General features: G+C 57.8%; 13 protein-coding genes and 1 pseudogene. 8 read left to right on the top strand and 6 right to left on the bottom strand.

Annotated elements, in window-relative coordinates:
- Positions 1–66 precede the first annotated feature (66 nt).
- From ACIQVE_RS25855 to ACIQVE_RS25830, 6 genes and pseudogenes are all read right to left on the bottom strand, one after another.
- Positions 67–1411: pseudogene (locus tag ACIQVE_RS25855) on the bottom strand (RNA polymerase factor sigma-54); the annotation flags it as partial.
- A gap of 186 nt (positions 1412–1597) precedes the next feature.
- Positions 1598–2323, bottom strand: coding sequence for an LPS export ABC transporter ATP-binding protein (gene lptB, locus ACIQVE_RS25850; RefSeq protein ID WP_042557667.1), 726 nt, complete (start codon positions 2321–2323; stop codon positions 1598–1600).
- Complete coding sequence (gene lptA / locus ACIQVE_RS25845; protein ID WP_402813935.1) at positions 2323–2868, bottom strand: lipopolysaccharide transport periplasmic protein LptA; 546 nt, start codon at positions 2866–2868, stop codon at positions 2323–2325. Before lptA ends, lptB begins: the two co-directional genes overlap by 1 nt.
- A complete protein-coding gene (gene lptC, locus ACIQVE_RS25840) occupies positions 2855–3427 on the bottom strand; it encodes an LPS export ABC transporter periplasmic protein LptC (RefSeq protein WP_402813932.1) in 573 nt (190 codons plus the stop codon). The genes lptA and lptC overlap by 14 nt, the downstream gene beginning before the upstream one ends.
- 8 nt (positions 3428–3435) lie before the next feature.
- Positions 3436–3960 carry an HAD family hydrolase gene (locus tag ACIQVE_RS25835; RefSeq protein WP_042557670.1) on the bottom strand — a complete coding sequence of 175 codons (525 nt, stop codon included), beginning with the start codon at positions 3958–3960 and terminating at the stop codon, positions 3436–3438.
- The gene (locus ACIQVE_RS25830; protein WP_402813930.1) at positions 3961–4935 is read right to left on the bottom strand and encodes a KpsF/GutQ family sugar-phosphate isomerase; all 975 of its coding nucleotides are present in this window, start codon (positions 4933–4935) and stop codon (positions 3961–3963) included. It abuts the gene before it with no gap.
- Positions 4936–5210: 275 nt separating this feature from the next.
- Here ACIQVE_RS25830 and ACIQVE_RS25825 point away from each other — a divergent pair, with 275 nt between their 5' ends.
- The 8 genes from ACIQVE_RS25825 to hisG all read left to right on the top strand — a co-directional run bounded on the left by ACIQVE_RS25825 (position 5211) and on the right by hisG (position 10664).
- Entirely contained in the window at positions 5211–6020 is an 810-nt protein-coding gene (locus ACIQVE_RS25825) for an ATP-binding cassette domain-containing protein (protein ID WP_402813927.1), read from the top strand.
- Entirely contained in the window at positions 6020–6817 is a 798-nt protein-coding gene (gene mlaE / locus ACIQVE_RS25820; protein WP_402813924.1) for a lipid asymmetry maintenance ABC transporter permease subunit MlaE, read from the top strand. The genes ACIQVE_RS25825 and mlaE overlap by 1 nt, the downstream gene beginning before the upstream one ends.
- Positions 6817–7284, top strand: a complete 468-nt coding sequence (mlaD, locus tag ACIQVE_RS25815) for an outer membrane lipid asymmetry maintenance protein MlaD (protein WP_402813922.1) — start codon at positions 6817–6819, stop codon at positions 7282–7284. Before mlaE ends, mlaD begins: the two co-directional genes overlap by 1 nt.
- Positions 7285–7295: 11 nt before the next feature.
- Entirely contained in the window at positions 7296–7949 is a 654-nt protein-coding gene (locus ACIQVE_RS25810) for a phospholipid-binding protein MlaC (protein WP_402813919.1), read from the top strand.
- On the top strand, positions 7946–8251 hold the full coding sequence (locus ACIQVE_RS25805; RefSeq protein ID WP_402813917.1) for a lipid asymmetry maintenance protein MlaB: 306 nt from the start codon (positions 7946–7948) through the stop codon (positions 8249–8251). Before ACIQVE_RS25810 ends, ACIQVE_RS25805 begins: the two co-directional genes overlap by 4 nt.
- Positions 8252–8366: 115 nt before the next feature.
- Positions 8367–8606, top strand: coding sequence for a BolA family protein (locus tag ACIQVE_RS25800; RefSeq protein WP_007912386.1), 240 nt, complete (start codon positions 8367–8369; stop codon positions 8604–8606).
- 22 nt (positions 8607–8628) lie between these two features.
- Positions 8629–9894: a UDP-N-acetylglucosamine 1-carboxyvinyltransferase gene (murA, locus tag ACIQVE_RS25795; RefSeq protein WP_150604404.1), complete on the top strand. Its 1266-nt coding sequence runs from the start codon at positions 8629–8631 to the stop codon at positions 9892–9894.
- A 134-nt stretch (positions 9895–10028) separates the two neighbouring features.
- A complete protein-coding gene (gene hisG / locus ACIQVE_RS25790) occupies positions 10029–10664 on the top strand; it encodes an ATP phosphoribosyltransferase (RefSeq protein WP_053117119.1) in 636 nt (211 codons plus the stop codon).
- Positions 10665–10828 lie beyond the last annotated feature (164 nt).

The following is a 10828-nucleotide window of genomic DNA, read 5'->3' as shown; positions in this document are numbered from 1 at the left end:
AAACATAAGCCTACAAAAAACAACAAAACTATCAATCACACAAATTCAATAAAAGAATATCATCCGAAAAAAGTTTTTTGATGATCGCGCGGATCGCCGTGGACGAGCATTCACCGCCCTCGGAGGTGCTGACGTGGCTGGAAAAAAAGTATTTCAGTTCATAAATACCGCGCGGGGTATGCATGAATTTTTGCGTGGTTACCCGGGAAATCGTTGACTCGTGCATGCCGACCGCCTCGGCGATGTCATGCAGGACCAGCGGCTTCATGGCTTCGTCGCCATATTCCAGGAAGCCGCGCTGATGCTCGACGATCTGGGTGGCAACTTTCATCAGGGTTTCGTTGCGACTTTGCAGGCTCTTGATGAACCAGCGGGCTTCCTGCAACTGATTGCGCATGAACGTGTTGTCGGCGCTGGTATCGGCGCGACGCACAAAACCCGCGTACTGGGCGTTGACCCGCAGACGTGGCACCGACTCCTGATTCAGCTCGACCAGCCAGCGTTCGTTGTCCTTGCGCACGATGACGTCCGGGACGACGTATTCGGCTTCGGTTGATTCGATTTGCGAGCCCGGTCGTGGATTGAGGCTCTGTACCAGTTCGATGACCTGGCGCAGTTCATCTTCCTTGAGCTTCATGCGGCGCATCAACTGGCTGTAGTCGCGGCCGCCGAGCAAGTCGATGTAATCGCTGACCAGACGTTTCGCTTCAGTCAGCCAAGGCGTCTTGGCCGATAGCTGGCGCAACTGCAGCAGCAGGCATTCGCTGAGATTGCGGGCACCGATGCCGGCGGGTTCAAACTGCTGGATGCGGTGCAGAACGGCTTCGATCTCGTCCAGTTCGATGTCCAGTTCCGGATCAAACGCTTCGAGAATCTCTTCGAGGGTTTCGTCCAGGTAGCCCTGATTGTTGATGCAATCGATCAGGGTGACGGCGATCAGTCGATCGGTGTCGGACATCGGGGCGAGGTTCAATTGCCACAGCAGATGGCTTTGCAGGCTTTCGCCAACTGAAGTGCGGGTAGTGAAATCCCACTCGTCATCATCACTGCTCGGCAGGCTGCTGGCGCTGGTCTGGTAGACGTCTTCCCATGCCGTGTCGACCGGAAGCTCGTTGGGGATGCGCTCGCTCCAGTCGCCTTCCTCGAGGTTGTCCACCGTCGGGGCGGTTTCCTGATAGGAGGGTTCCTGGATCTCGGTGTTGGGCTTCTGTTCGGCGTTGTCAGCCAGAGGATCGGCATTGTCGAAGTCTTCGCCTTCTTCCTGGCGTTCGAGCATCGGATTTGATTCCAGAGCCTCCTGGATTTCCTGTTGCAGGTCCAGGGTCGACAATTGGAGCAGACGGATGGCCTGTTGCAGCTGCGGTGTCATCGTCAGCTGCTGGCCCATTCTCAAGACTAGCGATGGTTTCATGGCAGGGGCTTAACACCTTATTCGCCGGCGCGATGCGCCATCCACTACAGGGCGCCGAAGCGCCAAACTTAAGCAAATTATATGCCTGAAACTGAAGTGTTTGCCTAGAGCGCTGTAACAATTAAAGCGTATTAAATCCTGCTTGAATCGATACAGCACCCGGGCGGCTCACCGGGCACTTTACGCTTACAGTCGGAATTCGTGGCCCAGATACACTTCCTTGACCAGATCGTTGGCCAGGATGGTAGCGGAGTCACCTTCGGCGATCAGTTGACCGTCGTTGACGATGTAAGCGGTTTCGCAGATGTCCAGCGTCTCGCGCACGTTGTGGTCGGTGATCAGAACACCGATGCCCTTGGCTTTGAGATGGTGGATGATTTGCTTGATGTCGCCGACCGAAATCGGATCGACACCGGCGAACGGTTCGTCGAGCAGGATGAATTTCGGCGCAGTCGCCAACGCGCGAGCGATTTCCACCCGGCGGCGCTCACCACCGGACAGGCTCATGCCGAGGTTGTCGCGGATGTGGCTGATGTGAAATTCCTGCAGCAGGCTCTCAAGCTCCTTGCGACGACCGGCCTTGTCGAGTTCCTGACGGGTCTCGAGGATGGCCATGATGTTGTCGGCCACCGACAGTTTGCGGAAGATCGACGCTTCTTGCGGCAGATAGCCGATACCGGCCTTTGCACGACCGTGCATCGGCTGGTGGCTGACGTCCAGATCATCGATCAGTACACGTCCCTGATCAGCCTGAACCAGGCCGACGATCATGTAGAAGCACGTGGTCTTGCCGGCACCATTAGGGCCGAGCAGACCGACGATCTGACCGCTGTCGATCGACAGGCTGACGTCACGCACAACCTGGCGGCCTTTATAGGCCTTGGCCAGGTGCTGAGCTTTCAGAGTTGCCATTACTGGGTTTTCTCTTCGGTTTTCTTCTTCGGCTGGATCACCATGTCGATGCGCGGACGCGCTTCGGTGACTTTGCTGCCGGTAGCGCGACCGGCACTGGCCAGTTTCTTCACGGTGTCATAGACGATTTTCTCGCCTTGGGTGGTGTTGCTGTCTTTATCGACAACCTTGGCCTTATCGATCAGTACGACGCGATTTTGCGCAGCGTGGTACTGAATCGTCACACCCCAGCCCTGAACAGGTTTGGTGTCGCCAGCCGTTTGCAGTTGCTCGAAGTAGGCGAGGTTGCCCACCGACGTCACAACGTCAATATCACCGGTCGAGGTGCGGGTGATGGTCACGGTGTTGCCTTTGACGATCATCGAACCCTGAGTGATGATCACGTCACCTTTATAGGTAGCAACGCCGTTCTTGTCGTCCAGCTGGGCATCGTCGGCCTGAATGCGGATTGGCTGCTCTTGATCGTTCGGCAGAGCCCAGGCGCTCACGCTTCCCAGTGCTGCGCCCAGACTGAGCAAAATAGGGAGGGTTTTAACGAGCCTCATACTGTCCTCTTACGTTCGATTGCAGGTGTATCCTGCTTTCCTTCAGGTACGCTTTCATTCCTACGCCAGTCGATACACCGCCAGCGCCCTCGATTCTAACGGGTTGCTCGGTCTGCGCATATTCCCGCTGTGGGAACACTGTCATGCGAGTGGAAGTGATCAGCGTGTCGCGTTTCTTTTCATCGGTGCGCTTGATGCGTACCGAATCGATCAATTCGACTTCGGTGCCGCCCGAATTCACTTCGCCGCGATCGCTGGTCACGTGCCACGGGAAATCCGTTCCGCGGTACATGTTCAGGTCGGGCTTGGTAACCAGCGTGACGTCGGTCGCCTTGACGTGCTCGGCCTTGTCGGACGTCATTTCATACTGCACTTTGCCATCCGGCAGGTATTGCACGGTACGCGTGTTGGTCGCATACCAGTCGATAGGGTTTTCCGCGGACGTGGCCGGAGGCTTGTCGAGGAAGCGTTCCGGGCTGATGTTCCAGTAGCCGACCGCTGCAAATAGCGCAGCGATGCAGCCGAACAGCAGGAAGTTACGAAATTTTTTGCTGAACATGGTTTGGCTCACAGGTACGCGGCGTTGGCCGCATCGAGGCGGCCCTGGGCGCGCAGGATCAATTCGCAGAATTCGCGGGCAGCACCTTCACCGCCTCGGGCGCGGGTAACGCCATGGGCGTGTTCGCGGACGAAATCAGCAGCGTTGGCGACGGCCATGCCCAGCCCGACACGGCGGATCACCGGCAGGTCAGGCAAATCGTCGCCCAGGTAGGCGACTTGTTCATAGCTTAGGCCCAGTTGCTCAAGTAGACCGTCCAGAACCACCAATTTGTCTTCGCGTCCCTGAAACAGGTGCGGAATACCGAGGTTTTTCGCTCGACGTTCGACCACGGGTGTCTTGCGCCCGCTGATGATGGCGGTCTGCACGCCGGCATTCATGAGCATTTTGATGCCTTGACCGTCGAGGGTATTGAAGGTTTTGAACTCGCTACCGTCTTCAAGAAAGTACAGGCGCCCGTCAGTGAGGACGCCATCGACGTCGAAAACTGCCAGTTTGATCGCTTTGCCGCGTTGCAGCAGATCGGTGCTCATTTACATGACTCCTGCGCGCAGCAGATCGGAGAGGTTGAAGGCGCCAACCGGGCGATCCTCCTCGTCGACAACTACCAGTGCGTTGATTCGGTGGTCTTCCATGATTTTCAGGGCTTCGGCGGCGAGCATCTCGGGCCGGGCGGTCTTGCCGTGGGCTGTCATCACCTGGTCGATGGTCGCAGTACGAATATCGATGCTGCGATCCAGTGTGCGGCGCAAATCGCCGTCGGTGAAGATCCCGGCGAGCTTGCCGTCGGCTTCTAGAATGGCGGTCATGCCCAGACCCTTGCGGGTCATTTCCATCAGTGCGTCCTTGAGCAGCGTGCCGCGCTGCACCTGAGGCAATTCCTGCCCGGCGTGCATGACGTGCTCCACTTTCAGCAACAGGCGGCGGCCAAGGGCGCCGCCTGGATGAGAGAAGGCGAAGTCTTCAGCGGTAAAGCCGCGAGCTTCCAGCAATGCCACGGCCAGGGCATCGCCCATGACCAGGGCTGCGGTGGTCGAGGAGGTGGGCGCCAGGTTCAGCGGGCAGGCTTCGTGCTCGACGTGAACGTTGAGGTTCACTTCGGCGGCTTTGGCCAACGGCGAGGCCGGATTGCCGGTGACGCTGATCAACTGGATGCCCAAGCGCTTGATCAATGGCAGCAGGGTGACGATTTCGTTGGTCGAGCCGGAGTTCGACAGGGCCAGGATCACGTCATCGCGGGTGATCATGCCCATGTCGCCATGACTGGCTTCGGCTGGATGGACGAAAAAGGCCGGAGTGCCGGTGCTGGCCAGGGTCGCGGCAATCTTGTTGCCGACGTGCCCGGACTTGCCCATGCCGACCACTACCACACGGCCCTTGCTGGCCAGAATCATCTCGCAAGCGCGTACGAAATCGGCGTCGATATGGGGCAACAAGCCTTGTACGGCTTCCACTTCGAGGCGGATGGTGCGTTGTGCCGATTGAATCAGGTCGCTGGATTGGCTCATGTCAGAAATCGTATAGCCCGATGAAAAGGCGGCGATTATAGCGGTTATGTAGCAAAGCCTCACGCAAGTTCGTCATGCTTTGTCATCCATCGTTACCAAAACACGGCAAAAGCGCCACCGGACCTGTCATCTCGCTGAATACGGGCCGGCACAAGCCTTGGGCGCTTGGCCTTTGCAGTGATATAGTTCGCCGCCAGTTCGGCCTGCCCGGGACGTACGTGCTTTTTAACTAAAGTCAGGCGTCCGAGTGAGAGGCTGCATCGCAAGGAGTTTAGATGAGTGCCGATAACGCCTACGCGGTCGAGCTGAAGGGAGTCTCCTTCAAGCGCGGTGCGCGCAGCATTTTCAATAACGTCGATATTCGCATCCCGCGCGGCAAGGTCACCGGCATCATGGGGCCTTCCGGGTGTGGCAAGACCACGCTGCTACGGTTGATGGGGGCTCAGTTGCGCCCGGCCAGCGGCGAAGTCTGGGTCAACGGTCAGAACCTGCCTGCGCTTTCGCGCAGCGATCTGTTCGATGCGCGCAAGCACATGGGTGTGCTGTTTCAAAGCGGCGCGCTGTTCACCGATCTCGATGTTTTCGAGAACGTCGCTTTTCCCCTGCGCGTTCATACCCAGTTGCCGGAAGAAATGATCCGCGACATCGTCCTGCTCAAATTGCAGGCGGTCGGCTTGCGCGGCGCTATCGACCTGATGCCCGATGAGCTCTCCGGCGGCATGAAGCGTCGTGTGGCTCTGGCCAGGGCGATTGCGCTTGATCCGCAGATTCTGTTTTATGACGAACCGTTCGTCGGTCAGGATCCGATCGCCATGGGCGTGCTGGTGCGTCTGATCCGTCTGCTCAACGATGCGCTGGGGATTACCAGTATCGTGGTGTCCCACGATCTGGCAGAAACCGCGAGCATTGCCGACTACATCTATGTAGTGGGTGATGGTCAGGTACTGGGGCAGGGCACGCCGGACGAGTTGATGAACTCGGACGAGCCGCGTATCCGTCAGTTCATGTCCGGTAATCCCGATGGCCCGGTGCCGTACCATTTTCCAGCGACGGACTACCGCGCAGATCTTCTGGGGAAGCGCTGATGCGCAGAATTTCATTAATAGAACGCGTGCGCCGGTTCGGCGAAGCGGCGATCGACGCCATTGCGGTGTTCGGTCGGGCGACGCTGTTCCTGTTTCACGCTTTGGTTGGTCGTGGCGGCATCAGTGGCGGTTTTGGCCTGCTGGTCAAGCAACTGCATTCGGTCGGCGTCATGTCGCTGGTGATCATTGTGGTCTCCGGTATCTTCATCGGCATGGTTCTGGCGTTGCAGGGCTTTAGCATTCTGTCGAGTTACGGTTCGGAGCAGGCGGTAGGGCAAATGGTTGCGCTGACGCTGCTGCGTGAGCTTGGCCCGGTAGTGACCGCATTGTTGTTCGCCGGGCGCGCCGGTTCGGCGTTGACCGCAGAAATCGGCAATATGAAATCCACCGAACAGCTTTCCAGCCTGGAAATGATCGGTGTCGACCCGCTCAAATACATTATTGCCCCGCGACTGTGGGCCGGTTTCATTTCCCTGCCGGTGCTGGCAATGATTTTCAGCGTGGTGGGCATCTGGGGCGGTTCGTGGGTCGCTGTCGATTGGCTGGGTGTGTATGAAGGGTCTTACTGGGCGAACATGCAAAACAGCGTGACCTTCACCAGTGACGTGCTCAACGGCGTCATCAAAAGTATTGTCTTCGCCTTCGTCGTGACCTGGATCGCCGTATTCCAAGGCTATGACTGTGAGCCCACTTCCGAGGGTATCAGCCGTGCCACCACCAAGACCGTAGTGTTTGCCTCGCTGGCAGTACTGGGTCTGGACTTTATTCTGACCGCTTTGATGTTTGGAGATTTCTGATGCAAAACCGCACCCTGGAAATCGGTGTCGGCCTGTTCCTGCTGGCAGGGATCCTGGCCTTGTTGCTGCTTGCGTTGCGGGTCAGTGGCCTGTCTCCGACTTCGACCACCGATACGTATAAACTTTATGCCTATTTCGACAATATCGCCGGTTTGACGGTCAGAGCCAAAGTGACCATGGCCGGTGTAACCATCGGCAAAGTCACGGCAATCGATCTGGATCGCGACAGCTTCACCGGCCGGGTGACCCTGCAGGTGAACAAAAGCGTCGACAATCTGCCGACCGACTCGACAGCATCTATCCTCACCGCTGGCCTGCTGGGTGAGAAGTACATCGGTATCAGCGTAGGCGGAGAAGACGCCCAACTGAAGGACGGCGGAACCATTCACGACACGCAGTCGTCTCTGGTACTTGAAGACCTTATCGGTAAATTCCTGCTCAATACCGTTAGCAAAGACGCCAAATGAGGAGCTTTTGAATGATCTCTATCTTGCGACGCAGCCTGTTGGTGTTACTGGCGGCCCTGCCTTTGATGGGTAACGCCGTGGCTGCAACGTCGGCCCATGAACTGGTTCAGGACACAACCAGCCGTTTGCTGGCTGATCTGGCTGCCAACAAAGAGAAATACAAGCAGGATCCGACTGATTTCTATGCGGCGCTCAACAATATCGTCGGGCCAGTGGTGGATGCCGAAGGCATTTCCAAAAGCATCATGACGGTCAAGTATTCGCGCAAGGCAACCCCGGCGCAGATGCAGACCTTTCAAGAGAACTTCAAGAAGGGTTTGTTCCAGTTCTACGGTAACGCGTTGCTTGAGTACAACAACCAGGGCATTACGGTTGATCCTGCCAAGGATGAGTCGGGCGACCGCACCAGTGTCGGCATGACCGTCAAGGGCAGCAGCGGTGCGGTTTATCCGGTGCAGTACACGCTTGAGAAGATCAACGGCGAGTGGAAGCTGCGTAACGTGATCATCAACGGCATCAATATCGGCAAGCTGTTCCGTGATCAGTTCGCTGACGCGATGCAGCGCAATGGCAACAACCTGGACGCGACCATCAATGGTTGGGCCGGTGAAGTGGCCAAGGCCAAGCAGACCACCGAAAAAGCTGCCGAGAAGCCAGCGCAATGAGTGAGGCGGCAGTTCGTATGAGTGATGTCGACGAGCTCTTGCTCAGCGGTGTGCTGGATTACCGCACCGGGCCTGACCTGCGTAAAGAAGGTCAGGCGCTGATCAAGTCCAGCAAAGCGTCTTCGCTGGTCATCGACTGCTCGGCCGTGAAGAAGTCCAGCAGCGTCGGTTTGTCGTTGCTGCTGTGTTTCATGCGCGATGCACAGGCGGCCGGCAAGGCTGTCAGCATCCGTGCGATGCCCGAAGACATGCGCGAAATTGCTCAGGTCAGTGAACTGACTGAACTCTTGGCGCAACCTTGAACCCGCATCATTAAAGAAGCCCCCCGTCAGAGTCCTGCCATGCGGGGTTCGCAGGCGCGGGGCTTTTTTGTATGATGTCCGACCCGTGCGCACAGGGCGCCGATTGAGGTTGAGCATGCAGGCCGTAGAAGTGAAGAGCTTCCTAGAAGGAAAGCTGCCCGGAACGTTGGTAGAAGTTGAGGGCGAAGGCTGCAATTTCCAGCTGAACGTGATTAGCGATGAACTGGCGGCGTTGAGCCCGGTGAAGCGTCAGCAGCAGATCTATGCCCATTTGAACCCATGGATCACCGATGGCAGCATCCATGCGGTTACTATGAAATTTTTCAGCAGCGCGGCCTGGGCCGAGCGCACCTGAGCCTAAGGGCGTCGAGATTCTTATGGATAAATTGATTATTACTGGTGGCGCTCGTCTTGATGGCGAGATCCGCATTTCCGGGGCAAAGAACTCTGCCCTGCCGATCCTGGCCGCCACCTTGCTGTGCGATGGCCCGGTTACTGTGGCCAACCTGCCGCACCTGCACGACATCACCACCATGATCGAACTGTTCGGTCGCATGGGCATTGAGCCGGTGATCGACGAGAAACTCAGCGTCGAAATCGATCCGCGCACCATCAAGACCCTGATCGCCCCGTACGAATTGGTGAAAACCATGCGTGCGTCGATCCTGGTGCTCGGCCCGATGGTTGCGCGCTTCGGTGAAGCCGAAGTCGCACTGCCTGGCGGTTGCGCCATCGGTTCGCGTCCGGTTGACCTGCACATCCGTGGCCTCGAAGCCATGGGCGCAGTCATCGACGTCGAAGGCGGTTACATCAAGGCCAAGGCGCCTGAGGGTGGCCTGCGTGGTGCAAGCTTCTTCTTCGATACCGTCAGTGTGACCGGTACCGAAAACATCATGATGGCCGCTGCTTTGGCCAAGGGCCGCAGCGTGTTGCAGAACGCCGCTCGCGAGCCTGAAGTGGTTGACCTGGCGAACTTCCTCAATGCCATGGGCGCCAAGGTTTCCGGTGCTGGCACCGATACCATCACCATTGATGGCGTCGAGCGTCTGGGTTCGGCTTTCTACAAGGTCATGCCTGACCGTATCGAAACCGGCACCTATCTGGTCGCTGCTGCCGTGACCGGTGGCCGCGTCAAGGTCAAGGACACCGATCCGACCATTCTCGAAGCCGTTCTGGAAAAGCTCCGTGAAGCCGGCGCAGAAATCACCTGCGGTGAAGACTGGATCGAGTTGAACATGCACGGCAAGCGCCCGAAAGCGGTCAACGTGCGCACCGCGCCGTACCCGGCGTTCCCGACCGACATGCAGGCGCAGTTCATCTCGCTCAACGCCATTGCCGAAGGCACCGGTGCGGTGATCGAGACGATCTTCGAAAACCGCTTCATGCACGTTTACGAACTGCACCGCATGGGCGCGCATATCCAGGTTGAAGGCAACACGGCCATCGTCACCGGCATCGAAAAACTCAAGGGCGCGCCAGTAATGGCAACCGACCTGCGTGCTTCGGCCAGCCTGGTGATCTCGGCGCTGGTTGCCGAAGGCGATACGCTGATCGACCGCATCTACCACATCGACCGTGGTTATGAGTGCATCGAAGAAAAACTGCAGATGCTGGGCGCCAAGATCCGTCGCGTTCCGGGCTAATCGCTGCATGTGGACACAGGGACGTGTCCGTTGAATTCGTTTCGAATCGAGGTTTTCATCCGTGAAAACCTCGATGTGTGTCCGGCGCCGATTGCGACCGGACATGAGTACCTTGATAAGGACTGACGTTTCCCATGTTGACCATCGCACTGTCCAAGGGCCGCATCCTTGACGACACCCTGCCGCTTCTCGCTGAAGCGGGCATTGTGCCGACCGAGAATCCGGACAAGAGCCGCAAGCTGATCATTCCCACGACTCAGCCAGACGTACGCCTGCTGATCGTGCGCGCCACCGACGTGCCGACCTATGTCGAGCATGGCGCGGCCGACCTCGGCGTGGCCGGTAAAGACGTGTTGATGGAATACACGGGCCAGGGCTTGTACGAGCCACTGGACCTGCAAATTGCTCAGTGCAAACTGATGACCGCCGGCAAGATCGGCGCGCCCGAGCCCAAGGGCCGTCTGCGCGTGGCGACCAAATTCGTCAACGTCGCCAAGCGTTACTACGCCGAGCAGGGCCGTCAGGTCGACATCATCAAGCTCTACGGCTCGATGGAACTGGCACCGCTGATTGGTCTGGCCGACAAGATCATCGACGTGGTCGACACCGGCAACACCCTGCGCGCCAACGGCCTGGAACCTCAGGAACTGATCGCCACGATCAGCTCGCGCCTGGTGGTCAACAAGGCTTCGATGAAAATGCAACACGCCCGTATCCAGGCGTTGATCGATACCCTGCGCAACGCAGTGGAATCGCGACACCGCGGCTGATTCACCTGCGCGACCTTGAGTCGCGCCCGTCTATCCGCCTCATAGCCAGAATCTCAGGTGCCCAAGCGGAAACGACTGCTAAGTTAGGGCGCCTGAGTTTTTGCCATTCCTATGATGATGTCTCTATTACAGAAACGATTGATATTCTCGTATTCATTTTTTTT

It is taken from the genome of Pseudomonas sp. NPDC098747 (assembly GCF_044760045.1).
Classification (GTDB): Bacteria; Pseudomonadota; Gammaproteobacteria; order Pseudomonadales; family Pseudomonadaceae; genus Aquipseudomonas.
The sequence above is the reverse complement of the archived record's forward strand: the minus strand, read 5'-3'. Positions and strand labels throughout refer to the sequence as shown.

Excerpts from the sequence above, each read along its gene's own strand:
- lptB (WP_042557667.1), bottom strand. The coding sequence starts at position 2,323 with ATGGCAACTCTGAAAGCTCAGCACCTGGCCAAGGCCTATAAAGGCCGC.
- lptA (WP_402813935.1), bottom strand. The coding sequence starts at position 2,868 with ATGAGGCTCGTTAAAACCCTCCCTATTTTGCTCAGTCTGGGCGCAGCA.
- lptC (WP_402813932.1), bottom strand. The coding sequence starts at position 3,427 with ATGTTCAGCAAAAAATTTCGTAACTTCCTGCTGTTCGGCTGCATCGCT.
- ACIQVE_RS25835 (WP_042557670.1), bottom strand. The coding sequence starts at position 3,960 with ATGAGCACCGATCTGCTGCAACGCGGCAAAGCGATCAAACTGGCAGTT.
- ACIQVE_RS25830 (WP_402813930.1), bottom strand. The coding sequence starts at position 4,935 with ATGAGCCAATCCAGCGACCTGATTCAATCGGCACAACGCACCATCCGC.
- ACIQVE_RS25825 (WP_402813927.1), top strand. The coding sequence starts at position 5,211 with ATGAGTGCCGATAACGCCTACGCGGTCGAGCTGAAGGGAGTCTCCTTC.
- mlaE (WP_402813924.1), top strand. The coding sequence starts at position 6,020 with ATGCGCAGAATTTCATTAATAGAACGCGTGCGCCGGTTCGGCGAAGCG.
- mlaD (WP_402813922.1), top strand. The coding sequence starts at position 6,817 with ATGCAAAACCGCACCCTGGAAATCGGTGTCGGCCTGTTCCTGCTGGCA.
- ACIQVE_RS25810 (WP_402813919.1), top strand. The coding sequence starts at position 7,296 with ATGATCTCTATCTTGCGACGCAGCCTGTTGGTGTTACTGGCGGCCCTG.
- ACIQVE_RS25805 (WP_402813917.1), top strand. The coding sequence starts at position 7,946 with ATGAGTGAGGCGGCAGTTCGTATGAGTGATGTCGACGAGCTCTTGCTC.
- ACIQVE_RS25800 (WP_007912386.1), top strand. The coding sequence starts at position 8,367 with ATGCAGGCCGTAGAAGTGAAGAGCTTCCTAGAAGGAAAGCTGCCCGGA.
- murA (WP_150604404.1), top strand. The coding sequence starts at position 8,629 with ATGGATAAATTGATTATTACTGGTGGCGCTCGTCTTGATGGCGAGATC.
- hisG (WP_053117119.1), top strand. The coding sequence starts at position 10,029 with ATGTTGACCATCGCACTGTCCAAGGGCCGCATCCTTGACGACACCCTG.